19 protein-coding genes are annotated in these 25,076 nt (G+C 65.7%); 5 read left to right on the plus strand and 14 right to left on the minus strand.

What is annotated here, in order from left to right; all coding sequences use genetic code 11:
• The first annotated feature begins 110 nt into the window (after positions 1-110).
• The 3 genes from ACQY4Y_RS19880 to ACQY4Y_RS19890 all read left to right on the plus strand — a co-directional run bounded on the left by ACQY4Y_RS19880 (position 111) and on the right by ACQY4Y_RS19890 (position 2,866).
• The gene (locus tag ACQY4Y_RS19880) at positions 111-1,331 is read left to right on the plus strand and encodes a CaiB/BaiF CoA transferase family protein (RefSeq protein ID WP_428492318.1); all 1,221 of its coding nucleotides are present in this window, start codon (positions 111-113) and stop codon (positions 1,329-1,331) included.
• Positions 1,331-2,107, plus strand: coding sequence for an enoyl-CoA hydratase-related protein (locus ACQY4Y_RS19885; RefSeq protein ID WP_428492319.1), 777 nt, complete (start codon positions 1,331-1,333; stop codon positions 2,105-2,107). Before ACQY4Y_RS19880 ends, ACQY4Y_RS19885 begins: the two co-directional genes overlap by 1 nt.
• A gap of 198 nt (positions 2,108-2,305) precedes the next feature.
• Positions 2,306-2,866 (plus strand): hypothetical protein, encoded by a 561-nt coding sequence (locus ACQY4Y_RS19890; RefSeq protein ID WP_428492320.1) that lies wholly within the window; start codon positions 2,306-2,308, stop codon positions 2,864-2,866.
• Positions 2,867-3,312: 446 nt separating this feature from the next.
• Here the strand turns inward: ACQY4Y_RS19890 and ACQY4Y_RS19895 are convergent, their stop codons facing one another.
• From ACQY4Y_RS19895 to ACQY4Y_RS19945, 11 genes are all read right to left on the minus strand, one after another.
• Positions 3,313-6,459 (minus strand): efflux RND transporter permease subunit, encoded by a 3,147-nt coding sequence (locus ACQY4Y_RS19895; RefSeq protein ID WP_428492321.1) that lies wholly within the window; start codon positions 6,457-6,459, stop codon positions 3,313-3,315.
• Between the two features lie 55 nt (positions 6,460-6,514).
• Positions 6,515-7,672, minus strand: a complete 1,158-nt coding sequence (locus ACQY4Y_RS19900) for an efflux RND transporter periplasmic adaptor subunit (RefSeq protein WP_428492322.1) — start codon at positions 7,670-7,672, stop codon at positions 6,515-6,517.
• Positions 7,673-7,866: 194 nt separating this feature from the next.
• On the minus strand, positions 7,867-8,898 hold the full coding sequence (locus ACQY4Y_RS19905; protein ID WP_428492323.1) for a CobW family GTP-binding protein: 1,032 nt from the start codon (positions 8,896-8,898) through the stop codon (positions 7,867-7,869).
• 18 nt (positions 8,899-8,916) lie between these two features.
• On the minus strand, positions 8,917-10,020 hold the full coding sequence (locus ACQY4Y_RS19910) for an ABC transporter ATP-binding protein (RefSeq protein ID WP_428492324.1): 1,104 nt from the start codon (positions 10,018-10,020) through the stop codon (positions 8,917-8,919).
• A 51-nt stretch (positions 10,021-10,071) separates the two neighbouring features.
• A complete protein-coding gene (locus ACQY4Y_RS19915) occupies positions 10,072-10,965 on the minus strand; it encodes a carbohydrate ABC transporter permease (RefSeq protein WP_428492325.1) in 894 nt (297 codons plus the stop codon).
• Complete coding sequence (locus ACQY4Y_RS19920; protein ID WP_428492326.1) at positions 10,962-11,909, minus strand: carbohydrate ABC transporter permease; 948 nt, start codon at positions 11,907-11,909, stop codon at positions 10,962-10,964. Before ACQY4Y_RS19920 ends, ACQY4Y_RS19915 begins: the two co-directional genes overlap by 4 nt.
• A gap of 909 nt (positions 11,910-12,818) precedes the next feature.
• Positions 12,819-14,165 carry an ABC transporter substrate-binding protein gene (locus ACQY4Y_RS19925; RefSeq protein ID WP_428492327.1) on the minus strand — a complete coding sequence of 449 codons (1,347 nt, stop codon included), beginning with the start codon at positions 14,163-14,165 and terminating at the stop codon, positions 12,819-12,821.
• A gap of 289 nt (positions 14,166-14,454) precedes the next feature.
• A complete protein-coding gene (locus tag ACQY4Y_RS19930; protein WP_428492328.1) occupies positions 14,455-15,798 on the minus strand; it encodes an ABC transporter substrate-binding protein in 1,344 nt (447 codons plus the stop codon).
• Positions 15,799-16,010: 212 nt separating this feature from the next.
• Positions 16,011-16,190 carry a hypothetical protein gene (locus ACQY4Y_RS19935; RefSeq protein WP_428492329.1) on the minus strand — a complete coding sequence of 60 codons (180 nt, stop codon included), beginning with the start codon at positions 16,188-16,190 and terminating at the stop codon, positions 16,011-16,013.
• A 1-nt stretch (position 16,191) separates the two neighbouring features.
• The gene (locus ACQY4Y_RS19940) at positions 16,192-16,713 is read right to left on the minus strand and encodes a Zn-ribbon domain-containing OB-fold protein (protein WP_428492330.1); all 522 of its coding nucleotides are present in this window, start codon (positions 16,711-16,713) and stop codon (positions 16,192-16,194) included.
• A gap of 76 nt (positions 16,714-16,789) precedes the next feature.
• Positions 16,790-18,046, minus strand: a complete 1,257-nt coding sequence (locus ACQY4Y_RS19945; protein ID WP_428492331.1) for a thiolase C-terminal domain-containing protein — start codon at positions 18,044-18,046, stop codon at positions 16,790-16,792.
• Between the two features lie 144 nt (positions 18,047-18,190).
• On the opposite strand from ACQY4Y_RS19945, the gene sthA reads away from it, so the two are divergent.
• Positions 18,191-19,621: a Si-specific NAD(P)(+) transhydrogenase gene (gene sthA, locus ACQY4Y_RS19950; RefSeq protein ID WP_428492332.1), complete on the plus strand. Its 1,431-nt coding sequence runs from the start codon at positions 18,191-18,193 to the stop codon at positions 19,619-19,621.
• A gap of 155 nt (positions 19,622-19,776) precedes the next feature.
• On the plus strand, positions 19,777-20,214 hold the full coding sequence (locus ACQY4Y_RS19955) for a DUF29 domain-containing protein (RefSeq protein WP_428492333.1): 438 nt from the start codon (positions 19,777-19,779) through the stop codon (positions 20,212-20,214).
• A 23-nt stretch (positions 20,215-20,237) separates the two neighbouring features.
• Here ACQY4Y_RS19955 and cobA read toward each other — a convergent pair whose 3' ends face one another.
• From cobA to ACQY4Y_RS19970, 3 genes are read right to left on the minus strand one after another with little or no spacing between them, the layout of a single operon-like run.
• Positions 20,238-21,083, minus strand: coding sequence for a uroporphyrinogen-III C-methyltransferase (gene cobA / locus ACQY4Y_RS19960; RefSeq protein WP_428492334.1), 846 nt, complete (start codon positions 21,081-21,083; stop codon positions 20,238-20,240).
• The gene (locus ACQY4Y_RS19965; protein ID WP_428492335.1) at positions 21,061-23,745 is read right to left on the minus strand and encodes a molybdopterin-dependent oxidoreductase; all 2,685 of its coding nucleotides are present in this window, start codon (positions 23,743-23,745) and stop codon (positions 21,061-21,063) included. Before ACQY4Y_RS19965 ends, cobA begins: the two co-directional genes overlap by 23 nt.
• 11 nt (positions 23,746-23,756) lie before the next feature.
• Positions 23,757-25,076, minus strand: coding sequence for an NAD(P)/FAD-dependent oxidoreductase (locus tag ACQY4Y_RS19970; protein ID WP_428492336.1), 1,320 nt, complete (start codon positions 25,074-25,076; stop codon positions 23,757-23,759).

Consider the following 25,076-nt stretch of genomic DNA (forward strand, 5'->3'; position numbering starts at 1 on the left):
AAGCGTCTTTGACAAATGCCCCGCACCCGGGCGGGGGGGACCGGCTGCCGCTCTCGACGCCGGTCGCGGCAAGGGCGTAGCGTGGCGGAAACACTGGAGGAATAGCGGCCATGAGCGGAGAAAACTGCCTATCAGGGCTGAAGATCCTGGACCTGACCCAGTTCGAGGCCGGGCCGTCCTGCACCGAGGCGCTGGCCTGGATGGGGGCCGACGTGGTCAAGATCGAGAACCCGAAAGTCGGCGATCCGGGTCGGTCGTCCGGCGGCAGGGGCGCCCATGATGCGTTCTACTTCCTGCAGTACAACGCCAACAAGCGTTCGGTCGCGGTCAATCTGAAGCACCCGCACGGACTCGACCTGGTCAAGCAAATGGCCGCCACCGCCGACGTCATGATCGAGAATTTCGCGCCCGGCGCGATCGAGCGCCTGGGGCTCGGCTATGACGTGATCCGGGACATCAATCCGGCAATCATCTACTGCCAGGTGAAAGGCTTCGGCGCCGGCAGCCGGTTCCAGAACAACCTTGCGTTCGACATGATCGCGCAGGCCTGCGGCGGGCTGATGTCGATCACCGGCGAAGAGGGCGGCCCGCCCTGCAAGCCGGGGGCGACGATCGGCGATACCGGCACCGGCATGTTGATGGCGGCCTCGATCCTGGGCGCCTACGTGCGCCGGCTGCGGACCGGGCAGGGGGAGCATCTGCAGGTCGCCATGCAGGACGCCATCCTGCACTACATCCGCAACGCCTTCGCCTATATGGAGCGGACCGACGGCCGCGCCGCGCCGCGTGCCGGCTCGAAGACCGTGGGTGGCGGCAATCCGCCGATCGGGGTCTATCCGTGCAGCGGCGGGGGGCCGAACGACTACGTCTATATCTACACCAGCGCGGCCAACCCCGAACACTGGACCCGGCTGCTGAAGGTCATGGGCCGTGAGGACCTGATCGGTGATGCTCGCTTCTCCAGCCCGGCGGCGCGCACCGAACATCGCGCCGAGGTCGATCTGATCGTATCGGAATGGACGCTTCGACACGACAAGCACACCGCGATGCACCTGGTCGGCAGTGCCACGATCCCGGCGGGCGCTGTGCTGGACACCCGCGAACTGGCCGACGACCCGTCTTTCGCGCAGCGCGGCATCCGCCAGACGATGCAGCATCCCGAAATCGGCGACTATGTCATGAGCGGATGGCCCGTTCGCTTCGGCGGCCGGCCGCCCGAAGTCAAGCCGGCGCCGCTGCTGGGCGAGCACGGCGAGCAGGTGCTGGCGGAGTGGTTGCGCCTCGATCCGGCGCGGATCGCCGAACTGAAGCGCAACGAGGTGGTCGGCTGATGGCGTATCAATATTGTTCGGTGCAGGATGAAGGCCGCCTGCGCGTCGTCACGCTGAACCGGCCGGAGGTGCTGAACGCGCTGCACGCCGACGCCAACGACGAGCTGGCGGCGATTTGGGACGAGTTCGCCGAACGCGACGATTTGTGGGTCGGCATCGTCACCGGGGCTGGGGGGCGGGCGTTCTCGGCGGGAAACGACCTCAAGGTGCAGGCCGGCGGCAAGCGGCGTCCGAACGGGCCGCGCGGCTTTGCCGGAATCTGCAACCGTTTCGACCTGGATAAGCCGCTGATCGCTGCGGTGAACGGGGTCGCCATGGGCGGCGGGTTCGAGACCGCGCTGGCCTGCGACCTAATCGTCGCGGCCGAGAACGCGGTGTTCGCGCTGCCCGAACCGCGGGTCGGATTGATCGCCGGGGCAGGTGGGGTGCATCGGCTGCCGCGCTCGATCCCGTTGAAGCAGGCGATGGGCATGATCCTGACCGGGCGTCGGGTGCCGGCGCGAGAAGGCTTCGAACTTGGCTTCGTGACGGAGGTGGTGGCGGAAGGCCAGGCGCTGGAGGCCGCCAGGCGTTGGGCAGCGATGATCCTGGAATGCTCGCCCAAGGCGGTGCGGGCCTCGAAGCAGGCGGCCTATCACGGCATGGACGAACCAACCCTGCAACAGGCGATGCGCACAATCTATCCGGCGCAGCGGGAAAACATGGAGAGCGATGACTATGTAGAAGGACCGAAGGCGTTCGCGGAAAAGCGCAAACCGGCTTGGCGGAACCAGTGAACGGCCAAACCGATGGCTGGCGGGATCGATGACCGCGGAGACAGAGTACGGCAAGAGCGGGGACTGGCGAGAGACCGGATTGGCGAGATTAAGGATCGGTGTAACCAATAACTGGTGGAACGAATGACTGACGGCGGGATTGATAACATGGTGAGCGGACCGGATTATGTTCGGCCACCAGAGAGAGCGAACAGACGTTTGCCTGACAGCGACGGTGCACCCGATCTGGCCGACCGGGTGGTCTGGATCGGTCTGATCGTTGCCTGCGGCACCTTTCTCAGTCCGTTGTTCGCCTGCGTCACGCCGTTCGCCGCGCTGGCCGCGCTGGCCGCGCTGAAGCTCGATGGGCGCGACGCGGCGGCGGTGGTTGGTGTGGTTTGGCTGGCCAACCAGGCAATCGGCTATTTGGTCCTGGGCTACCCGTGGACCTGGGACAGCGTGGCCTGGGGGCTGGCGATCGGTGGCTGCTGCGGCTTGGCGGCGGGCGCGTCCAGGGCGCTGTCGGCGCAACGGGCCGCTCCGCTGACGATCAGTTTGCCGTTCGTGGCGGCGTTCACCGTGTTCGAGTTCGGTCTGTACCTGGCCGGCTATGTGCTTCCCGGAAGCGGCGGGGCGTTCAGTGCCAGGGTGGTGTGGCAGGTGTTTTTGGTCAATGCGGTGACGCTTTGTGCTCTGGTCGCCTTGGCGGGGCTGGTCAGGATGGCGCGGAGCGCGGCGTGGACTGTTGGGTCGGATCATCGCCCCGGTGCGGTGTCGTAGAATCTTATGCCAAAGTGCGCTTGAAGCGCGACGCTCATGCCAGCGGCCCGACGGGCTGACTGGCATTCGCGGCGTGGGTTGCCGTGGCGGCTGCGAAGTCAATTGGATACCAGCTTCCCGTCGCCAACTAATGAGTCAAGTCTTCGGGCCGCTGGTATCAGACTAAATCCAGCGAGACATCCGATACCTTGCCCCGCTTCGCTGGTGCGGCCGGGGTTGAGGGCAAACGTCGGGACCTGACGAACAGTGTTCGACGATCAGGCAACCCGATGGCGCACTCGGTTGTGCTTCGGCCGAGGACCGACCTCAAGGCCGGCGTCGGTGGAAGCCAGCTTCGCGGCTGACCGCCGCAGGCGGCTTGGACTTGACGCCGGGCGCGCCGGCGCACGCACAATCAGCCATCGGAAGGGATGAACGTGCGCGACACCGCAGGTCCGGACTAATCGCTATTGACCTTCGATGTGGCGGTGCCGCGACGAAGGAGCAAAGCGGCGCTTCACCGTCTCTCGCATGGTCTGGAACACCACATACAGCATCGGGATCAGGAACACGCCGATCGAACTGGCCACGATCATCCCGGCAAACACCGCGGTGCCGACGGCGCGCCGGCTCAGCATCGCGGCGCCCTGCGCCCAGACCAGCGGGATCAGCCCGCAGATGAAGGCGATCGAGGTCATCAGCACGGCCCGGATTCGCATTCGCGCGCCAAGCGCGGCGGCGTCGCGGATCGGCAATCCGGCTTCGCGCTGTTCCTTGGCGAACTCGACGATCAGGATGCCGTTCTTCGCCGCCAGCGCGATCAGCACCACCATGCCGATCTGGGCGTACAGATCGAGCGACAGTCCGGCGATCTTCAGGCCGAAGAAGGCGCCCAGCACGCCGACGGTGACCGACAGCAGCACCGGGATCGGGATCATCCAGCTTTCGTACAGCGCCACCAGGAACAGGTAGGCGAACAGCACGGCCAAAGCGAGGATGTATCCGGTCTGCCCGGCCGCTTGTTTTTCCTGGTAGGCGGTGCCGGTCCATTCGAAGCTGTAGCCCGGCGGCAGCGTGGCGCGCGAAATCTGCGCCATCGCCTGCAGCGCCTCGCCCGACGATACGCCTGGTTTGGGCCCGCCATTGATAGTCACACTGCGGTAGTTGTTATAGCGGCTGATGACCTGGGGCCCGAGCTGGATGCGGATGTTGGCGACCGAGCGCAGCGGCACCATCTCGCCGCGGTTGTTGCGGACGTAGATCTTGTAGATCTCGGATGGATCGCTGCGATCGCGCGCCTCACCCTCGATATTGACCTGCCAGGTTCGGCCGAACAGGTTGAAGTCGTTGACGTAATAGCCGCCCAGCGTGGTCTGCAGCGCGTTGAACACGTCGGCCACCGACAGTCCGAGCGCTTGGGCCTTCTCGCGGTCGATATCGAGCCAGATCGATGGGTTTGACGCGGTGAAGGTGGAGAACACCCGGGTCAGCCGCGGGTCCTGGTTGGCGGCGGCGACCATGCCATGCATCACGCTGGCCATGTCCTCGGGCGGTCGGCCTTCGAGGTTTTCCAACTGGTACTCGAATCCACCGCTGGTCGACAGGCCGATGATCGGCGGCAGGTTGAACGGGAACACGGTGGCGGAACGGATCTGCTGTGCCGCGCCGAAGATCTTGCCGATCACCGCCTTGGCGCCGTCGGCAACGCCGGTCCGCTGGTCGAACGGCTTCAGCCGCACCACCAGGAACGCCGCGTTCGGCTGGTTGCCGCCATCGAGCAAGGAGAAGCCGACGATCGAGAGCACCGCATCGACCTGGGGCATCGGCCTGATCAGCTTCTCGACCTGCCGGACGACGTTCTTGGTGCGCTCGACCGAGGCGCCGTCGGGAAGCTGCACCACGGTGAAGATCGCGCCCTGGTCTTCCTCGGGCAGGAAGCCGGCCGGCGTTATGCGGCCCATCAGGAAGATTCCGACGGCGGCGGCGGCGATCGCCACCAACGACAGGATCGCCAGGCGCAACAGCCGCGCCACCACGGCGGAGTAGCCGTCGCGAACGTAGTCGATGCCGGTCAGCATCCAGCCGATCGGCCCGCGCGGGCGTGGCCCATGACGCAGGAACAGCGCGCACATTGCCGGCGACAGGGTCAGCGCCATGGTCGCCGACAGCAACATCGAGACGCTGATGGTCACTGCGAACTGGCGGAACAAGGTGCCAGACAGGCCGGGAATGAAGGCGATTGGGACGAACACCGAAAGCAGCACCAACGAGATCGCGATCACCGGGCCGGTGATCTGGGTCATCGCCTTCCTGGTCGCCTGCTTGGGCGACAAGTCGGGCTCCTCGTCCATGACGCGTTCGACGTTTTCCACCACCACGATGGCGTCGTCGACCACCACGCCGATGCCCAGCACCATCGCCAGCAAGGAGATCGTATTGGCGGAAAATCCGAACGCCAGCAGCACGGCAAAGGTGCCGATAAGGCTGACCGGGATGGCCACCATCGGGATGATGGTGGCGCGCAGGCTGCCCAGGAAGATGTAGACCACAGCGACCACCAGGACGAAGGCGATCGCCAGCGTCTTGACCACTTCATGGATGGTGTCGGAGACGAACGAACTGCTGTCGTAGAACACTCGCGACTTGAGCCCCGCGGGGTAGCGGGTGGACAACTCGTTCAGCGCCGCGCTGACGCGGGCCGAGGTCTGCACCGCGTTGGCGCCTGGTGCCAAGTACAGACCGATCGAGATCGCCGGGTTGCCGTTCAGCCGGCTGAGCGTGTCGCTGTTGGCCGCGCCCAGCTCGGTTCGGGCGACGTCCTTGATGCGCAGCACCGATCCGTCGGGATTGGCGCGGATGACGATGTTGCCGAACTGCTCGGGCGTGGTCAGCCGGCCTTGCGTCTGCACGTTCAACTGGAACTGGGTCTTGTCGCTGGTCGGGCGGGCACCGATGCGGCCGACCGCGGCCTGCACGTTCTGCGACTGGATCACCGCGATGATGTCGGACGGTGCCAGGTTCAACGCGGTCAACCGGTTGGTGTCGAACCAGATGCGCATCGAGTAGTCGAGCTTGCCGAACAGCGTGGCATCGCCGACACCGGGCACCCGGGTCAGCCGATCGAGCACGTTGATGGTGACGTAGTTGCTGATGAACAGCGGATCCTGCTTGCCGCCCTCGCTGTAGAACTGCAGGAACTCCAGGATCGCCGAGGAGCGCTTGCGCACCGTCAGGCCGACGCGCTGCACCTCGGGCGGCAGGCGGGCCAAGGCCTGCTGCACGCGGTTGTTGACGTTGACGGTGTCGATGTCGGGGTTGGTCCCCAGCTCGAAGCTGACGGTCAGCGAATAGGTGCCGTCGTTCGCGCTGTTGGACTTCATGTAGATCATCTTGTCGACGCCGACGACCGCTGCCTCCAGCGGCTGCGCCACGGTGGCTTCCACCACGGCGGCGGAGGCGCCGGTGAAGGTGGCGGTTACCGTCACCTGCGGCGGCACGATATCGGGGAATTGCGATACCGGGATCCGCATCAGCGATAGCACGCCGGCCAGCGTCAGCAGGATGGCGATAACGATCGCCAGCCTTGGCCGTTCGATGAAGACCGCCGATATCATGGTCCAGGGATCATGGTGCGGGGATCATGGTGTCAGGATCAAGTTGGGGGTCATGTCAGGACTTGCCGGCAGCCTCGGCCGGCGGCGGGCTGGCTGGCCCGGGGCTGACCTTGATGCCGGGACGGACCCGCTGGATTCCCTCGGCCACGACCATCTCGCCGGGCTTCAGGCCGTCCGCGATCACCGCGGTTTCAGGCGTCGACTGACCCAACTGGACTCGGCGCTGCTCGACCTTGTCGTCGGCACCGACGACATAGACGTATTCGCCCTGCTGATCCGACAGCACCGCCTTGCGTGGGATGCCCAGCGCCATGACCGGTTGAACGCCCTCCACCAGAACGGTGACGAAGGCGCCATCGACCAGCGGCCGCTCCACCTCCTGGCCGGCCTCGACGGGCCGGCGCGGCGGATTGGCGATCTGGGCGCGCATCAGGATGGTGTCGGTGGTGGCCGAGACTGAGGGCTCGACGTAATCGATCTTGCCTTCGTGGCTGTAGATCGAGCCGTCGGGCAGCCGCAGCTTGACCACCACAGCGTTCATGCCGCCCTTGTCGGCGTAGCGCTTTTCCAGTTCCGTCAGGGTGCGCGACGCTACCGGGAACAGCACATACATCGGGTCCTGACTGACGATGGTGGCCAGCGGCCCGCTGCTGGGCGAGACCACATTGCCGACAGTGATGCTGGTGCGACTGATCTTGCCAGCGACGGGGGCGCGGATCTCGGTATAGCCGAGGTTGATCTGCGCCGCTTTCAACTGCGCCTGCGCCGACAGCACCTGCGCCGCCAGAGATCGCTGATTGGCCACCGCGTCATCGACGTTGGAGCGTTGTCCGGCCGGTGTGTTGAGCAGCGATTGTGCCCGGGTCAGCTGGATGTTGGCGTTCGACAGTCGCGCGCTGGCGTCGGCGACGGCGGCTTCCTGTTGCTGCACAGTGGCTTCGAACGGGGCGCGTTCCAGGCGGTAGAGCAGGTCGCCCTTATTGACCTCGGCGCCTTCGGTGAACAACCGCTGGTCGATGAAGGCGGTGACCCGGGCGGTCAGCGCGACCCGGTTGATGGCCTGGATGCGGCCGACGAATTCCGACGTCTCGGTGATCGCGGTCTGCTTGGCGCGCGCCACGCCGACCGATGGCGGACCGCTGGGCATCTGGGCGTGGGCGGGCGGGGCCACCGACACCAGAAGGACGAGCATCAGGTAGGCGATAAAGCGCATCAACCAAAGGTCCTACCCAGACGCAAGCTGCGGTGCAACATGGAAAATTAACCCGGTGCGGGTGTGACGTTCATGATTCGACCGCGGCGGGAAACTGGTAGTGGACGCCACGGCTGCGAGCCGGCCATTTGTCCGGGGCATCAGCGGCGGAACCGCCGGTTTGGGCGGGGACGTCCGCTTTCCGCCGCGTCGGGTTAACTGAACCGTGATGGTGCGTCGGTCATGGCGTCGCGCACCTCTTCCTCGATCGCCTCCAACAATCGCGTGACGAAATGGCGGGGCACGCCCTTGGCGATGAATACCATGCGGGTTCGCAGGTCGTCGCTGGGCCAGCGGTCGAGGAACGCCGTCGCGCCGACCACGTGGCGGACGCCGTGGATAACGGTGGGGCGGCCGGGCATTTCCTCGATTGCCACCAGGCCCTTCAGGCGCAGCAATCGCGGGCCACAATGTTCCGCCACCGCCTGCAGCAGCAGGGTCAGCGCCAGGCCCGGCAGCGGCTGGTCCCGGGTCAGCGTAATCGTTTCTATACCGTTGTGTCCGCTCGGGCGCGGGATGTTGGCAAGGCGGTCGGCCAGAGTGGCGATCGAGGGGGTGGCGATGGAGGGGGCGGCGATGGAGGGGGCGGCGAACACCAGGGCGGGATCGGCCTGCGCTGTCGTCGCGCGCGGCGCGTTCGGGTTCAGTCTGGCCAGTCGGGCGAGCAAGGCCTCGGCCGGCGTTTGTTGATCGGTCTTGCTGATCAGCAGGCGGTCGGCGAGGGCGATTTGGTGGCGCGCCTCCTGGTGTTCGCGCAGTGTGGTCTCGCCGAACACGCTGTCGACCAGGGTCACCACCGCAGGGGCGAGGTGGCGCGCTGCGAGGTTTTGGTCGGTTATCATTGCCTGCAGGATCGGCACCGGGTCGGACAGGCCCGAGGTCTCGATCAGGACGCGATCGTAGTTAGCCGATCCGGCGGCGCGACGGTCCGACAGGTCGATCAGGGTGCGCGCGAGATCGGTCTGCACGGCGCAGCACAGACAGCCGGTGGTCAGGGTCACTACCGAGTCGTCGCTGGTGGCGATCAGGTCGTGGTCCAGTCCGACCTCGCCGAATTCGTTGACGATGACGGCGGTTCGCCGGAACGCTGGATTGCGCAGGATGCGGCTGATCAGGGTGGTCTTGCCGCTGCCCAGGAAGCCGGTGACGATGGAGACCGGGATCAGGCTGGGCTGGGTCGGCGGCAAGGTGTCGGCGCGACCGGTTCAGACGACTTTCCCGGTGTCCGCGTCCATCAGGTGCATCTGGTTGAGGTCGGCGGTCAGCGGCATCAGTTCGCCGGGTTCAGCGTGTGTGGCCGGATCGACGCGCGCGCAGACCGGGGCGCCGTCGACGAAGAAGTGCACCATGGTTTCCATGCCCATCGGTTCGACGACATCGACCGGCAGATCGACCCGTATCCAGCCAGGCTTGCCCTGCTCGTGATGCTCGAACAGGTGTTCGGGGCGCAGGCCGAGCACCATGTCCTTGTTCTTGAAAGCGCCGTAGCGGTCCGCGCGGGCCGGCGGCACCGGCACGGTGATGGCATCGGTCAGCCGTACCGCGAGGCCGCCATTGGCGCCATCCTGCACCCGGCACGGCAGGAAGTTCATCGCCGGGGAGCCGATGAATCCGGCGACGAAGCGCGTCGTCGGATGATGGTAGAGATCGTTCGGGGTGCCGACCTGCTCGATCACGCCGTGATTCATCACCACGACGCGGTCGGCCAGGGTCATCGCCTCGATCTGGTCGTGGGTGACGTAGACCGTGGTGGTGCGCACGGTCTGGTGGACCTTCTTGATCTCGGTCCGCATCTGCACGCGCAACTTGGCGTCGAGGTTGGACAGCGGTTCGTCGAACAGGAACACTTTCGGGTTGCGCACGATGGCGCGGCCCATGGCGACACGTTGGCGCTGGCCGCCGGACAGCGCGCGCGGCTTGCGGTCGAGCAGCGGCACGATATCGAGAATCCGAGCGGCTTCGTCGACCCGGCGCTTGATTTCGTCCTTGGCGAATTTGCGCAGCTTCAGGCCGAACGCCATGTTGTCAAACACGCTCATGTGCGGATAGAGCGCGTAGTTCTGGAACACCATGGCGATGTCGCGATCGCGTGGCGGCACGTCGTTGACGACATCGCCGTCGATCCAGATTTCGCCGGCGGTGATTTCCTCCAGCCCGGCGATCATGCGCAGGGTGGTGGACTTGCCGCAGCCGGACGGTCCGACCAGCACCACGAATTCATGGTCGGCGATGTTGAGGTCGATGCCTTTGACCGCTTGCACGCCAGCATCATATTCCTTGACGACCTTGCGGACGGAGACTTCAGCCATGGTGATTTCGTTTCCTCGCCTGGGGTTTCTTGGCCTGGGGTTTCTTGAAGTTCATCCCTTGGTGGAGCCGGCGGTCAGGCCGGCGACGTAGTAGTCCATCAGGAAGGCGTAGATGATAATCGGCGGCAGCGAGGCCAGCACACAGGCGGCCATGATCTTGCCCCATTCGAACACGTCACCGCGGATCAGGTCGGAGACGATGCCCACCGTCAGCACCATCTGGTTCGACGTGTAGAGGTAGGCGAGGGGGTAGAGAAACGCGCCCCAGGATATAGTGAAGGCGAAGATGGTTGCGGCGATGATGCCCGGCATTGCCACCGGGATGAAGATCTTCCACAGCATCTGCAGGTAGCCGGCGCCGTCGATCAGCGCGGCCTCATCCAGTTCCTTGGGGATGGAGCTGAAATAGCCGATCATGATCCAGGTGCAGAACGGCACCGCCAGGGTGGGGTACAGCAGCACGAGGCACCAGAAGTTGTTGATCAGGCCGAGTTTGCCGATGATCTGGAACAACGGAATGAACAGCAGGGACGGCGGCACCAGGTAGGTCAGGAAGACGCCGGTCGACAGCGTCTGACTGCCCCAAAATCCCATGCGCGACAATCCGAACGCCGCGAGCACCGATATCACCATGGAAACGGCCACCGTCACGACCGTCACGATCGCCGAGTTCAGGTAGTAGCGCTGGAAGTTCGGATACGTGATCAGGTACCAGAAATTCGCCAGCGTCGGGTGGTGCACGATCCAGGGGCTGCCGACCTGGGCGGAGATTTCGGCCGACGTTTTCAGGCTGGTCATCAGGGTGTAGAACGGCGGCGCCAGGAATATGACGACGAACACACTGAGCGCGATGTAGCTGCCCCATAACGCCCATTTGCGTTGCCGATGCAGGCTGTGCCTGCGGTTGGCCGCGACCCTGACCCGACCCGCAGTGGTCGCGCTCATGCCGCGATCTCCTGGGTGCGCCTAGTCACGCCGCGCAGCACGAAGAACGACGCGAAGGCCAGGATCGGGAACATGAACAGGCTGTCGGCCGCGCCGAGCGGAATGTCGCCAGACTGGATGCCGATCTGGAAGGCGTAGGTGGCGAAGATGTGGGTCATGTCCTGCGGCCCGCCGGCGGTCAGGATGCGGACGATGTCGAACTCCGAGAAGGTGACGATCAGGCTGAACAGGATGGTGATCGAGATGATGTTCCGCATCATCGGCAGGGTCACGTAGAACAGCTTCTGCACGGCGTTGGCGCCGTCGATCGCCGAGGCTTCATAGAGTTGCTCCGGCACCGACTTCAGGGCCGCCAGGTACATGATCATGAAGAACGGCGTGCCGCCCCAGACGTTGACCGTGATGGTGCAGAAGCGGGCGATCCAGCCGACGCCGAGCCAGGGCACGTTGGCGAAGCCGAACTGGTTCAGGATCCAGTTGAAGGCCGAGTAGGACGGGTCGAACATCCACCACCAGGTCAGCGTCGAGAGCGCCAACGGGATCACCCAAGGCACCAGCAGCAGGCCGCGCCAGATGCGCTGGTTCTTGCCGGGGATGTTGTGCATCAGGTGGGCCAGGATGAAGCCAATGATCACTTTCGCGGTCACCGCGGTGAGCGCGTAGAGGCAGCTCTGGAAGATGACCATCTGGAAGGTGTGGCGCCTGAGCAGGAAGGCGAAGTTTCCCAGCCCGACGAACGCTGTCATCTTCTTGTTCAGCATGCTGAGATAGATCGCGTAGAACGCCGGATAGATGACGAACCCGGCGACCAGCAGGATCAGCGGCAGGCACAGCAGGAAGCCGGTGGTCGATCGCCTTTGGGCGAACCGGCGCATGGTGCCGCGCCGGGTGGCGGTTCGCCCGGGTGTCATGACCCCGATCGGGATGCTGGTGCCGTCTGCCATCCGTTAAATCTCCCGAAGCCAAGCTGATATGGCGGAGGCCGGTTGTCCGTTGGGGCCAATGCCGCTGGGGTTAACTGCGCTGGGGTTAATTGCGCTGGGGCTTATTCCGTTGGGGCCAACCCGGTCAGCCGCCAGGTGTAGACGTTGATCCGAGGCGGATTGGCCGATCGGTTGGCGGTTGTTGCGCATCGTCAACCGGCGTGTAGCTGGTGACGCCTCGGTCGCCAGTCGTTCGGGCCGCGTGGCGCCTGCATTCGTTGGTCGCGGTCGGCGTCGATCGCCGGGGTATGGACAGGCGTCCGTCATGGCGTCTCGGGCGCGATCCGGCACGTTTGTCGTTGGTGGGTTGCCGCGCGGATGCGCATTCATGAACCAGTCTCCCTGCCGCGCTGGCCTGTTGCCAAGTCATTACCATTTTTGGCTTGTTCCGTTTATCGGATCAAGCATTCCGTCTGTTGCCGGCGCGGCAGTATCCATCAGCGCCCGCAATATCCCAAGGCGTCCACGCCTCGCATGGTCGCGAACATCTAGGCTAACCATTGCCGCGATGTCACGCAACGGCGCTTGCGCACACGTGTTGTTTTTCCGATCACAGATGCGACGGCGCCGACGGGTCGGGCGCGCGGCAGCCGCCTGAAGCGGCTGCCAGCGCCGTCGATTGCGTGATCAATCCATGATGGTTCGAGGTTGCATCGGCCAGCGGCGTCCGATCATGGTCGATCCCTTTGTTGAGTGGGCGAGTCAGGTTCGAGGTCAGGTGGGTCGCAATCTAGTGTCCCGAGTCCGGAGTTCGCCCTATCAGGTGAACCTCGGCCTCGCGACACTAGGTATTTGTTTTCATTTGTTTTCAGTGGCCTGCTGATCCCAGGCGTCCGCCGCGAAGTGCGGCGAACTTTCTGGGGCAGGACGCTAGCGGAGGAAGCCCTCCAGCTCATCCTGCGCCCAGGCGATGACCTGCGGGATCTGCTGGCCCTCTTTCAGGCGCGCCAGCATCTGATTGTGGATGGCTCGGCTATACACTTGCACGGCGACATCGGGCGGTGCCTCGGACGCGGTCAGGCTGGGCTGCTGATCGCTGGAGGGGCGGATCGGGTAATTATAGACGGTGCCCTTGGGGGGCTCGACTTCCTGCCAGATCTTGAAGTCGGTCATATTGGCGTACGGCGGCAGGTCGTAGCCCGAGACCGCGTCGCAGCGCGCCTCCACCTGGGGTCGCTGCATCAGGTATTCGATCAGCTCCTTGGCGGCGGTCTTGTTGTTGCTGAAGTTGTAGACTCCCCAGAAGAAGCTGGCGGTCGGCACGAACCGCCCCTTCGGGCCTTTCGGCGCGGGGAAGGTCCAGCAGTCCGCCGCCACCTTCGGTGCGTCGCGCTTGGCGACCGCCCACGCCGAGGGCGGGTTGAAGATCAGCGCCGACTTGCCCGAGATCAGCGCTCGGTTGTTGGACGCATCGTCGTAGCTGACCGCCTCGTCGGGATAGAACTTGACCAGCCGCTGGGCGAACTCGAGCACCTGATGCACCGCGTCGGACTTGAGCTGAATGTCGCCCTTGGCATCGATCAGGCTTGCCCCGAAGGCGTGGAACAGGGCGCCATGGGTGTCGGTCGCATCGGTGTTGGTGCCCCCGCCCAGGCCGAGGCCGAAGGTCATGCCGGACTTTTGCGCCGCCTCGGCGTATTTCATGAAGGTGTCCCAGGTCCAGTCGTCCGCCAACTTGGTGTTGTCGGGCTGGGCCGGATACATCGCCTGCAGGTCGAGGCCGTGCTGCTTGAACCAACTGATCCTGCCGCAGGGCGGCTTGGTCTGGGTGCCGCTGCTGGTGGGCACCGCGACCCAATGACCCTTGGTTTTCGCCAGGTAGGTGCAGGTCGGCGACACCGCGCCGTTGGCGGCGATCAGACGTCCCATCACGTCATCGATCGGGTCCAGCGCGTCGGCGTAGTTGTGTACGTCCCAGTTGTAGAAGGTCAGGGCGTCGTGACCGGCCTTGGCCTGCGATTCGGCGGCGCCGGTCAAGCTGAGTTTGTTGCCGTTGCCGGTGATGAAGTCGGCCTGCACCTCGACCTTGTTCTGCGCGGCCCAGGCATCGACCTGTTTTTGCATGATGGCGTTGCCGCCGGGGACCCAGTGGTCCCAGAAGCCGATTTTGACCGTTCCGGCGGCGCCGGCGGTACGGATGTGAACCAGCGGCAGCGTGCCGGCGGCGGCGCCGAGTTTGAGCGCGCCACGACGTGAAAGTCCGTTCAAGCGGATCATTGTGTTTGCCTCCCTGTGATGCGGCGAGCTTTGCTGCGCACGCCGCGTGTTTTTTTGGTCTCCTTATGTGGCGGTTGCGCCGAGGACTGCCGCACCGGGCACCGCAGCCGGCCGACGTGGACCGAGGGCGACGGTGGCGGGGCGGCAGGATTCGGCGGCCGCAACTGCTGCAGTGTCTCGGGGCCCGGGTCGCCGTGGCAGGCGAATCTGGGTCTCTTGACGCTGGCGGTTTGTGTTTAATGGCCTGCTTGAAGTCGCTGATCGTGCGGCGAACTTCGGACGCAGGACACTAGCGGGTAAAGCCCTCCAGCTCGTCCTGGGCCCAGTCCTGCACCTGCTTGATCGACTGGCCGCTCTGCAGCTTGGCCAGCATGGTCGGCATGGTGCCGCGGTTGTAGGCCTGAACCGCTATCTCGGGCGGGGCAGGGGCCATCGCGATCCAGCTTTCCTGCTGATCGGCCTTGCGGATCGGGTAGTGATAGACGGTCCCTTTGGGCGGTTCCACCTCGGTCCAGATCTTGAAGTCGGTCATGCTGGCGAACGGCGGCACGTCGTAGCCGGAAACCACGTTGCAGCGTGCTTCGACATTTTCCCGCTGCGACAGGTATTCGATCAGTTCCTTGGCGGCGGTCTTGTTGCTGCTGAAGTTCCAGATCCCCCAGGAGAACGCACCCAGCGGCAGGAAGCGGCCTTTCGGCCCCTTCGGCGCCGGGAAGGTCCAGCAATCCGCCGCCACTTTCGGCGCATCGCGCTTGGCCACCGCCCAGGCCGAGGGCGGGTTCCAGATCAGCGCGCTCTTGCCGGAGATCAGCGCGCGGTTGTTGGACGCATCGTCGTAGCTGACGGCGTCGGGGGGCAGATGCTTGACCAGTTGCTGGCCGTATTCCAGCGCCTGGCGGACCTGGTCCGTGTGCACCGTCACGTCGCCCTTGACGGAGATCAGTTCGGCCCCGAAGGCGGCGAACAACGACCCCGCGGTGTCGACGGAATCGGCGGTGGTGCCGAGACCGATGCCGAAGGTCATGTTGGCCTTCTTGCACGCCTCGGCCACCTTCAGCATGGTGTCGTAGGTCCAATTGTCGGCGTCGGGCGTGGCACCGGCGTCGGCGGGATACATCTTCAGCACATCCAGCCCGGCGTCCTTCAGCACCGAAATCCGGCCGCACGGGCCCTTGTTCTGGTTGCCCGAACTGCACGGCACCGCCAGCCAATGGCCCTTGATGTTGAACAGATACTTGCTCGCCGCGGCGACGGGGCCGTATTTGTCGGTCAGCCGCTTCATGACGTCGTCGATCGGTTCAAGCTGGTCGGCGTGGTTCTGCACCTCCCATTCGGGAAACTGCTGGATGTCGTGCCCGGTCTTGGCCTGCGCCTCGGCCGCCATGGTCAGGATGTTCTTCGATCCGATCGAGGTGATGAAGTCGGCCTGCACGTCGACCTGGTGGGCGGCGCCGAATGCCGCGCACTGCTTCTTCATGATGGCATTGCCTTCCGGCACCCAATGGTCCCAGAAGCCGACCGAGACCTTGCCCGCGGCGTGTCCGGTGCGGATGTGCACCAGCGGCAGCGCCGCCGAGGCGGCGGCAATCTTCAACGCATTCCGGCGAGAGACTTTGTTGGACGTAGGAAACACGTAACCTCCTGTTCGGCGCCGGTTGCGGGCCATTATGTATACGCCGCGCCTGACGGTTTCGCCGAAGCGTGACGGCCGTAGGCTAGTGCAGGTTGCGCGCCGAAGGCAATGGCGGGTCTGCCGCCATCGGGGTTGAGCCATCGCGATTGGGCCGGTGAGGTAGATACTTAGACGGAACGTTCACCCAAGGGCATGGTCTCCCTAGGGGATCATCACTTCAGGGCATAAATCGTGAAACCGATCACGCCGACGATATAGAGTGTTGTGATCGCCAGACGGATGTTGCGGGCATGGCCGCGAAACATCCGCGCGCCGATGAAGCCGGCCATGGCGGCACCGGCGAGGATCTGGCCAGCCCGCATCTGACCGGCCGAGACCTGATCGAGAAGCATGTTATTCTTGTGGATAGCGCCACGGCGTGGCCGGCTGCCCGGCCTCGGTATCCAGCGTCCATTGCGGCAAAGCCAGACCATCGGACACGTCGCTGAACACCATGCGGACGCGGCTGCCGATGCCGACCCGGCGCACCATATCGGCTGGCGCCAGCGCACCGTCCGGGGTGGTCAGATTGCCGAGCACGCGCAGCGCCTCGTGTTCGGTCGGCTGGCCGTTCTGGGTATCGAGGTCCACCAGCAGCACCATGTAGGGTGTATGCGCCTTGAACGCCGGCTGGATGGCGTGATGGACTTCCTCGTACGAATGCACCGCGCCCTTGCCTTGCACCGCGGTCCAGCTTGCGCGCGGACTGGCGCACCACGGGCAGGCGGTGGTCGGCGGATAGCGCAGCAACCGGCATTCGTCACATTTCTGCAGGTGGAAGTCGTGTTTGGCGCAATGGCCGAAATAGGCGAGGTTTTCCTGGTCCAGATCATCGACTGTCAGTGCCATACCCAGGTAATTGCCTTGTAGTGACATGCTGATTTTCCCCTCAGGCGATCCTCACCGTGCGTGGTGACACCAGTCGGATCGCGCAATACAACCTTAATGCGATCTAACCGCGCCGCATCACCATGGCCGACCCGGTCATCGGATTGGCCCAGCCGAGGTTGGCCGTCACCTCGATGTCCTTGACCTGGCGGCAACCGCCCTCGCGGTAGTCGTAGCTGTGGCGGCGCTTGCCGTCGGCCCCGACCGGGCAGGAATCGTCTGCGTCGTGGCGCAGCTGGCGGACGTTCTCGATCACCATGTTCATGCCGTGGGTGTAACCTTCGCACAGATGGCCGCCCGAGGTGTTGTTCGGCCGCCGGCCGCCTAGCCGTGTGATGCCGGACGACACGTACTCGCCGCCCTCGCCTTTCTTGCAGAAGCCATAATCCTCCAGTTGCAGCATGGCGGTGAAGGTGAACGCATCGTAGGCGCCGGTGGCGTCGATGTCGTCGGGTCCGACACCGGCGTTCGGCCACAGGATGTCGCGGGCGTAGTAGCCGGCGACGCGCGCGATCGGTCCGGCCTGGTAGTGCATGTCCATGCGCGGTTTGTTGCATCGCCCGACGATGCCCCGGATCAGCGCCGGGGTGTGGCGCATGTCGCGGGCCCGATCGGCACTGGTGACGATGATCGCGGTGGCGTTGTCGGTCTCCACGCAGCAGTCCAGCAGGTGCAGCGGCTTGCAGATGATCCGGCTGTTCAGCACGTCGTCCACGCTGTAGCGCTTTTTGTAATACGCCTTCGGGTTATTCGATGCGTGTTCGGAATGGACAACCTTGACCATGGCGAGCTGTTCCGGCCGGGTGCCGTATTCGTACATGTGGCGCATGAAGCTTGGGGCGAACATCTGGCCGGCGCTCTGGAAGCCATAGGCCCGGTTGTGCAACATTTCCCCGTTCACCGGCACCGCCGAACGCGCCCCGGTGCCGCCGATGCGGACTTGGGAGAATCCGTTCATCGCGCGAAAGATTGCAACGGTTCGGCACAGTCCAGCCTCGATCACACCGATAGCGATGCCGACCAGCGCCTCGGTCGAGGACCCGCCGCCGATGCAATCCATGTAGAAATTCAGCCTGGCGCCGATGTCTCCGGCCATGAAGGTGGCCGAGGTGCTGTCGTTGCCGGAATAGGACAGCATGCCGTCGATGTCGGAGGTCTTGATCCCGGCATCCTCGGCGGCGTTGCGCAGCGCCCAGGTGCCCAATGCGCGCGTGGTCTTGCCCGATCCGCGGGTGTAGCTCGTCTCGCCGACGCCGGCGATGGCGTATTTGTCGCGCAGGTATTTCGGTGTGCTGACGTCTGTGTTCGCCGGTAGCGGCATGGCGTATCCCCCCTCGTGGCCCGTCGATGGCACTTCAAAGCAGGCTGGCCCGTCGCCCGGCCGGCGTCAATCCGGGCGATTTTCCTCCCATTCGGCGTTGAAACGGTCTAGCGTGCAGGCAACAGGCAGGTGAGCCACGCGACAATGACTCGATACGATTTCATCGTCATCGGCAGTGGCCCGGCGGGGCGTCGCGCCGCGATCCAGGCCGCCAAGCTGGGGCGCTCGGTTTTGGTGGTCGAACAGGGCCGCCGGGTGGGTGGCGTATCGGTGCACACTGGCACCATTCCGTCCAAGACGCTGCGCGAAACCGTGCTGAACCTGACCGGCTGGCGCGAGCGCGGGTTCTACGGCAGCGCCTATCGGGTCAAGAAGGACATCGGGGCGAAGGACCTGATGATGCGGCTGCACATGACGCTGGACCACGAGGTCGATGTGCTGGAGCATCAATTTGCCCGCAACAAGGTTCAGACCATGCTGGGCCGGGCCCGCTTCCTCGACGCGCATGACATCGAGGTCACCGCGGGCGACGGCAGCGTCGGGATGGTGTCCGGCGACAAGATCATGATCGCCGTCGGCACCCGTCCGTTCCGCCCCGCCGACGTCCCGTTCAACGCAGCCAACGTGCTCGACAGCGACGAGATCATCGAGGTTCCCCACCTGCCGCGCAGCCTGACCGTGGTCGGCGGCGGAGTAATCGGCGTCGAATACGCAACAATCTTCAGCGCGCTCGACGTCAGCGTCACCCTGGTCGAGTCGCGGTCCAGCCTGCTGGATTTCATCGATCACGAACTGACCGAGGATTTCACCCACCAACTGCGCGACCGCGGCATGTCGATCCGGCTCGGCGCCAAGGTCGCACGCATCGAGTTCGAGCAGGACTGGCCGGTCACCATCCTGGAGAACGGCCGCCGCATCCGATCCGAGATGCTGCTGTACGCCGCCGGGCGGGTGGGCGCGACCGACAGCCTCGATCTGGCGTCCTGTGGCCTGACCCCGGATGAGCGTGGCCGGCTGAAGGTGGACCCGGCAACCTTCCAGACCGAGGTCGCGCACATCTACTCGGCGGGCGATGCAATCGGCTTTCCCAGCCTGGCGTCCACCTCGATGGAGCAGGGGCGGATCGCGGCGTGCCACGCGTTCAACATATCGCTGCCGCCGGCGCCGGATTATTTCCCCTATGGCATCTACTCGGTGCCGGAAATTTCCACCGTCGGCATGAGCGAGGAAGAAGTTCGCCGCCGCGGCATCCCGTATGAGAACGGCATCGCGCGGTTCCGCGAGACCTCGCGCGGTCACATCATGGGGCTGAACAACGGGATGATGAAGATGATCTTCTCGTTGAAGACGCGCCGGCTGTTGGGGGTGCATATCGTCGGCGAAGGCGCTACCGAACTGGTCCATATCGGCCAGGCGGTGCTCAATCTGCATGGCACGTTGGATTACTTCATCGAGAATACGTTCAACTATCCGACGCTGGCCGAGGCTTACAAGATCGCCGCGCTGGATGCCTGGAATCGCATGGGTGTCGGCCAGGCGGTGACCGCCACCGCTGATCTGCCGGAGTTTCACTGAGCGGCGGAGCGGGCGGCCCGGCGGCGGGCAGTGGCGGCGGCGAACCGGGGGGTTGCAGGTGCCGAGATTGAACGTTTCGCCTGGCACGGTCATGCTTGCGGAAGCTGCGCACCCTGCGCCCCGGAGCGGGCCGTCCGATGAACCAGGAGCGATCGATGACCGACTATGACGCCGACATTCTGGTTTGGTCCGAGCACCAGGCCGCGCTGCTGCGCCGGCGGGCCGCCGGCGAGCTGGTCAACGATGTCGAACTGGACTGGACCAACATCGCCGAGGAGATCGAGGACGTGGGCAGCAACCGGTTGCACGCGGTCGAAGCTCTGCTGACCCAGGCGTTGCGGCACATGTTGAAAGCCGAGGCGTGGCCGCTGTCCGACGACGAGCCGAGCTGGCGAGCTGATGCAATCGACTTTCGCCGGCAGGCTCGGCGGCGGTTTGTGCCATCGATGCGGCAAAAGATCGACCTGGCCGGGCTTTATGCTGATGCACTCGCCGCGATGCCCGATTCGTTGGAAGGCGAGCCGGCCCTCCCATTGCCGCAAGCCTGCAAGTTTACTTTGGACGCGTTGTTGAGCGACGAGCCGCGGCTTTGATCATCGCCGGCGGCTTGACCGCGTCAGGCAGCGAGGCCTCCAACGTGCTGCGCGTCCTGATCGGCCTGCGAATGCCGCACCACCGCACCGATCAATACAAGTGTCGGACCGCTGGGCGGGTTTGCCTCAAGCAGGTCGGGCAGCGTCGCCAGGGTGGCATGGACGTGGGTCTGGCGCGGGCGTGACGCGTTGGTCACCGCCACCGCCGGCGTGGTGGGGCAGAGCCCGGCCTCGATCAGGTTGGCGGCGACTCGGCGGAGCGTGTTGGCCGCCATGTAGGCGGCGATGGTGCCGCCGCTTGCCGCCAGCGCGCGCCAGTCGTGCGCCGGGACCTGCCCATCGCTGGCATGCCCGGTGATGAAGTGCACCGATCGCGCGACATCGCGGTGGGTCAGCGAGACCTGCAGGCTGGCGGCGGCGGCGCAGGCGGCGGTGACGCCGGGCACCACCTCGACCGGTACGCCGGCGGCGCGCAGATAATCGAGTTCCTCGCCACCGCGCCCGAACAGCAAGGGATCACCGCCCTTCAGCCGCACCACCTGGGCGCCGGAAAGTGCCAGGGTGACGATCAGCCGGTTGATCGCCGCCTGGTTCATCGCGTGGCGGCCGCATCGCTTGCCGACGTCGATGCGACGCGCGTCAGGCCGGGCGAGATCCAGGATCGAGGCATCGACCAGGGCATCGAACAGCACCGCGTCGGCGCGTTGGATCGCCCTCACCGCGCGTAGCGTCAGCAGGTCGGGGGCGCCGGGACCTGCTCCGACCAGCGTCGCGCCACCGATCGATGATGGTCTCAGGCGGCCCGGGTCGGCGTCGGGCGATCGGTCGGCGGCCGGCGATCTTGCATCAAGCGGCGGGCTGGCGAACATCGCGCAGAATCTCCTCCAGTTCAGGGACACAGGAGCCGCAATTGGTGCCGGCGCGCAGCAGCGCACCGATCTGGCGCACCGACTCCAGCCGCTGTGTGACCACGGCATGGCGGATCGCGTTGCGGGTGACCGCGAAGCAGGCGCACACCCGGGGGCCGTCGGCGGCGCTCGCGTCATACATCCGGCCGGAGAGAATTTTCGACCGCGCCGCATCCGGCACCGGCGCGCCCAGCATCGGGATCACCGCGGCCTCGGCGGGCAGCGCGGCCGGATCGCGCGTCAGGAACAGGCAGGCCTCCAGCGCGCCGTCGAAGATCACCGCCACGCGTAGCACGCCGCGGCTTGGGTCGGAGGCCTCGAGCCAATCGCCGGTGTAGGGCACATCGCTCCGGGGAGCATCGCCCTGGGACACATCGCTCTGGGGCAGACCCAGCAGTCGAACGGCGAAATCGCGCGCATCGCCGTTGTTCGGTAACGGCCGCAGGCCGGCCAGGCGATACATCTGGCCCTCGGCGATCGGCACCCGGACCCAATGGCAATCCTCCGCCAGCGCACCGCCGCCGCGGCGCAGCAGCAGGCCGTGGAAATGCACCTTGGCGGGGGCGAGCGTGGCCGGCGTCGCTTTCAGTTCCGGCTGGCCCGAGACCGGGTCGATCCTGGCGCTGACCAGGCGGGCGATCGGGCCGGCAGAGGTGAACCGATCGGTCCAGTGCATCGGGGCGAACACCTCGCCATGGCGCTGGGTGTGGCGCAGATCGGCCCGCAGCAGAGTTTCGCCGTGCTCGGTCGCAAGCCGCGTCAAGTCGCCTTGGCCGATACCGGCGGCCGCGGCGTCGATCGGATGGATGGTGAGCAGCGGTTCGGAGGTGTGCGCCATCAACGCCGGTGCCAGTCCGGTGCGGGTCATGGTGTGCCACTGGTCGCGCACCCGCCCGGTGTTCAGCCGCAGCTCCGCCGGTGGCAGGGCACGATACGGTGTCGGCACGAACCGGGCGCGGCCGTCCGGGGTGGAAAATCCGCCCTGGCCGAACAGTCGTCCGGCCTCCGCGGTGGAACCTTCCGGCAGCGGCCAGCGGACCGGCGCCATGGCGTCGAAGCCGGCGTCATCCAGGCGGCCCAGCGCGCTGATGTCGAACATCCGCCGGCCCTGATTGGCGTGGCCGGACAACGCGGCGTGCTCGCGAAACACCGCCGCGGCGTTGCGCCAGGCGAACGCGTCGGGCCAGCCCATGCGGCGGCCGACCTCGGCAAACTGCCACCAATCCGGGCGGGCCTGGCCGGGCGCGGCGCGGAATGGCCGCTGGCGCGAGATCCGGCGATCGGAGTTGGTGACGGTTCCGTCCTTCTCGCCCCAGGCCGCCGCCGGCAGCACGATATCGGCCAGCGCGGTGGTATCGGTCGCCCAGCAGTCCGACACCACGACCAGCGGGCAGGCGGCCAGGGCGGCGCGCACCCGGTTGGCGCGCGGCATGCTGGCGGCGGGGTTGGTGGCGGCGATCCACAGCGCCTTGATGCGCCCGTCGCGCACCGCGTCGAACAGCTCGACCGCCTTCAATCCGGGCTTCGGCGCCAGCGTGGGCGAGCGCCAGAACGCCTGCAACGCGGCGCGCTGTTCGGGATCGCTGAAATCCATATGGGCGGCCAACTGGTTGGCCAGGCCGCCGACCTCGCGCCCGCCCATCGCGTTGGGCTGGCCGGTGACCGAAAACGGCCCCGCGCCGGGCCGTCCGATGCGCCCGGTCGCCAGATGGCAGTTGATGATGGCGTTGACCTTGTCGGTGCCGCTGGCGGACTGGTTCACCCCTTGCGAAAACACCGTCATCACCCGGTCCGTGTCTGCGAACAGGTCGTAGAACGCGCACAACAGTTCCGGATCGATACCGGATTGAGCGGCGGCGATTCCAAGGTCGGCCGACTCCGCCGTAGCGCGCAGCGCATCGGCCAATCCGCTGGTGTGGCGCTCGACCCAGGGCGTGTCGATCTTTCCGGCAGCGTGCAGATAGGCCAGCAGGCCGTTGAACACCGCGACATCGCTGCCCGGCGCCAACGCCAGATGCAGGTCGGCCTGGTCCGCCGTCGCGGTCCGCCTGGGGTCCAGCACCACGACCTTTGTTCCGCGCTCAAGACGAGCGGCCTGCAACCGTTGGTAAAGCACCGGGTGGCACCAGGCGGCGTTGCTGCCGACCAGGACCACCAGGTCGGCCTCGTCCCAATCCTCATAGACGCCCGGAACCACGTCCTCGCCGAAGGCGCGGACATGCCCGGCCACCGAGGATGCCATGCACAGCCGCGAGTTGGTGTCGATGTTGGCGGTGCCGATGAAGCCCTTCATCAGCTTGTTGGCGACGTAGTAATCCTCGGTCAGGCACTGGCCCGAGACGTAAAATGCGACGCTATCCGGGCCGTGCCGGGCGATGGTGTCGCGGAACCCGTCGGCCACCGCCCGCAGTGCCTGGTCCCAGCCGGTGGGCTTGCCGAACAGCATCGGTCGGGTCAGCCTCGTGGCGTCATCAAGCGTCGCTGCGAGCGCCGCCCCCTTGGAACAGAGCCGGCCCTGGTTGGCGGGATGTTGCGCATCCGCGCGGATGGTCTGGTCGAGCTGGGCGAGCACGCCGCAGCCGACGCCGCAATAGGGGCAGGTGGTGCGCACCGGCCCGGTCATGCCTAGCTCAGTCAGAGCTCGGTCACCGCAAGCAGGACGCCGCCAGAGCCGGCCGGGTAGTCGATTTCGGCGATCTCGGGCAATGCTTCGAGCGGCACGGTGGTGGTTTCGACCGGTCCGAACAGCAGCGTATCGCGCAGTGCCGAAACATCAATTTCGTTACATATTAAATTAAAATACCAGGCACTGTCGGCGGCTTCGCCATATAGCACAGCCCCGATCAGTCGGTCGTCGCGGACCACCAGCTTCTTGTGCACGCCGCGGGCAGGGTCGCGGAACACCAGGTGGTCGGTCGTGTCGTCGCCAACGAAATCACCGGCCGAGAACATGTCGATGCCGGTGACCTTCAACCGGGTTCCGGTCGGCGCTGGGGTATATGTGCTGGCAGCCGTTCCGCAGACCCGATCGGCGACGATCCGCGCCATGTCGTACAGCGGCTCGACCAGGCCGAACAGCGCGCCGCGATGCTGCACGCACTCGCCCAGCGCATGGACCCGGGGGTCGCTGGTCAGCAGGGCGTCATCCACCTCGACGCCTCTGGCGCAGGCCAGGCCGGCCTGCCTGGCGAGTGCGATGTTGGGCCGGATGCCCGCCGCCATCACCACGATATCGGCTGGCAGACGCGTGCCGTCGGCAAGCTGTACGGCCTCGACCTTGGAGGTGCCGATGATCGCCTTGGTGTCGGCCTCGGTGATGACCTTGATGCCGCGCGCCCCAAGGTCGGCGCGCAGCAGATCGGCCGAGACCGGATCGAGCTGGCGCTCCATCAATGTCGGCATCAAATGCAGCACGGTGGTGGCCATGCCGTTGCGCGCCAGGCCGTTCGCCGCCTCCAGCCCGAGCAGGCCGCCGCCGATCACCACGGCGTTGCGGCCGGACTTGCTGGCCGCGATCATGCGTTCGACGTCGGCGATGTCGCGAAACCCGATGACCCCCGGCAGGTCGTGCCCGGGCAGCGGAATGATCACCGGGTTCGATCCGGTCGCCAGGATCAGCACGTCGTAGCGCCGCGTGGTGCCCAGCGCGCCGGTGACGGTCTTTGCCGCACGGTCGATGCCAATGACCGGTTCCGGGGCAATCAGTTCGATAGCGTTTTCATGGTACCAGGATCGGGGATGGGTGGTGATCGCCTCGAACGTGCGCTCACCGGCCAGCACCGGGGACAGCATGATGCGGTTGTAGCCGCCGTGCGGTTCGGCGCCGAACACGGTGATGGCGAAGGCGTGTGGGGCGCGGGCAAGGATTTCCTCCAGCGCGCGCACCCCGGCCATGCCGTTGCCGACCAGAACCAGGCGGGGGCGGCCGGCTTCGCGCGGGTCCGGCTTGGTCAT

The organism is Rhodopila sp., assembly GCF_965277165.1.
Lineage (GTDB): Bacteria > Pseudomonadota > Alphaproteobacteria > Acetobacterales > Acetobacteraceae > Rhodopila.

Bases quoted from the DNA above. Each gene is read 5' to 3' on its own strand.
- sthA (WP_428492332.1), top strand. From the start codon at position 18,191: ATGACTCGATACGATTTCATCGTCATCGGCAGTGGCCCGGCGGGGCGT.
- ACQY4Y_RS19965 (WP_428492335.1), bottom strand. From the start codon at position 23,745: ATGACCGGGCCGGTGCGCACCACCTGCCCCTATTGCGGCGTCGGCTGC.
- ACQY4Y_RS19880 (WP_428492318.1), top strand. From the start codon at position 111: ATGAGCGGAGAAAACTGCCTATCAGGGCTGAAGATCCTGGACCTGACC.
- ACQY4Y_RS19925 (WP_428492327.1), bottom strand. From the start codon at position 14,165: ATGATCCGCTTGAACGGACTTTCACGTCGTGGCGCGCTCAAACTCGGC.
- ACQY4Y_RS19915 (WP_428492325.1), bottom strand. From the start codon at position 10,965: ATGAGCGCGACCACTGCGGGTCGGGTCAGGGTCGCGGCCAACCGCAGG.
- ACQY4Y_RS19935 (WP_428492329.1), bottom strand. From the start codon at position 16,190: ATGCTTCTCGATCAGGTCTCGGCCGGTCAGATGCGGGCTGGCCAGATC.
- ACQY4Y_RS19970 (WP_428492336.1), bottom strand. From the start codon at position 25,076: ATGACCAAGCCGGACCCGCGCGAAGCCGGCCGCCCCCGCCTGGTTCTG.
- ACQY4Y_RS19910 (WP_428492324.1), bottom strand. From the start codon at position 10,020: ATGGCTGAAGTCTCCGTCCGCAAGGTCGTCAAGGAATATGATGCTGGC.
- cobA (WP_428492334.1), bottom strand. From the start codon at position 21,083: ATGTTCGCCAGCCCGCCGCTTGATGCAAGATCGCCGGCCGCCGACCGA.
- ACQY4Y_RS19895 (WP_428492321.1), bottom strand. From the start codon at position 6,459: ATGATATCGGCGGTCTTCATCGAACGGCCAAGGCTGGCGATCGTTATC.
- ACQY4Y_RS19900 (WP_428492322.1), bottom strand. From the start codon at position 7,672: ATGCGCTTTATCGCCTACCTGATGCTCGTCCTTCTGGTGTCGGTGGCC.
- ACQY4Y_RS19945 (WP_428492331.1), bottom strand. From the start codon at position 18,046: ATGCCGCTACCGGCGAACACAGACGTCAGCACACCGAAATACCTGCGC.
- ACQY4Y_RS19920 (WP_428492326.1), bottom strand. From the start codon at position 11,909: ATGGCAGACGGCACCAGCATCCCGATCGGGGTCATGACACCCGGGCGA.
- ACQY4Y_RS19940 (WP_428492330.1), bottom strand. From the start codon at position 16,713: ATGTCACTACAAGGCAATTACCTGGGTATGGCACTGACAGTCGATGAT.
- ACQY4Y_RS19885 (WP_428492319.1), top strand. From the start codon at position 1,331: ATGGCGTATCAATATTGTTCGGTGCAGGATGAAGGCCGCCTGCGCGTC.
- ACQY4Y_RS19955 (WP_428492333.1), top strand. From the start codon at position 19,777: ATGACCGACTATGACGCCGACATTCTGGTTTGGTCCGAGCACCAGGCC.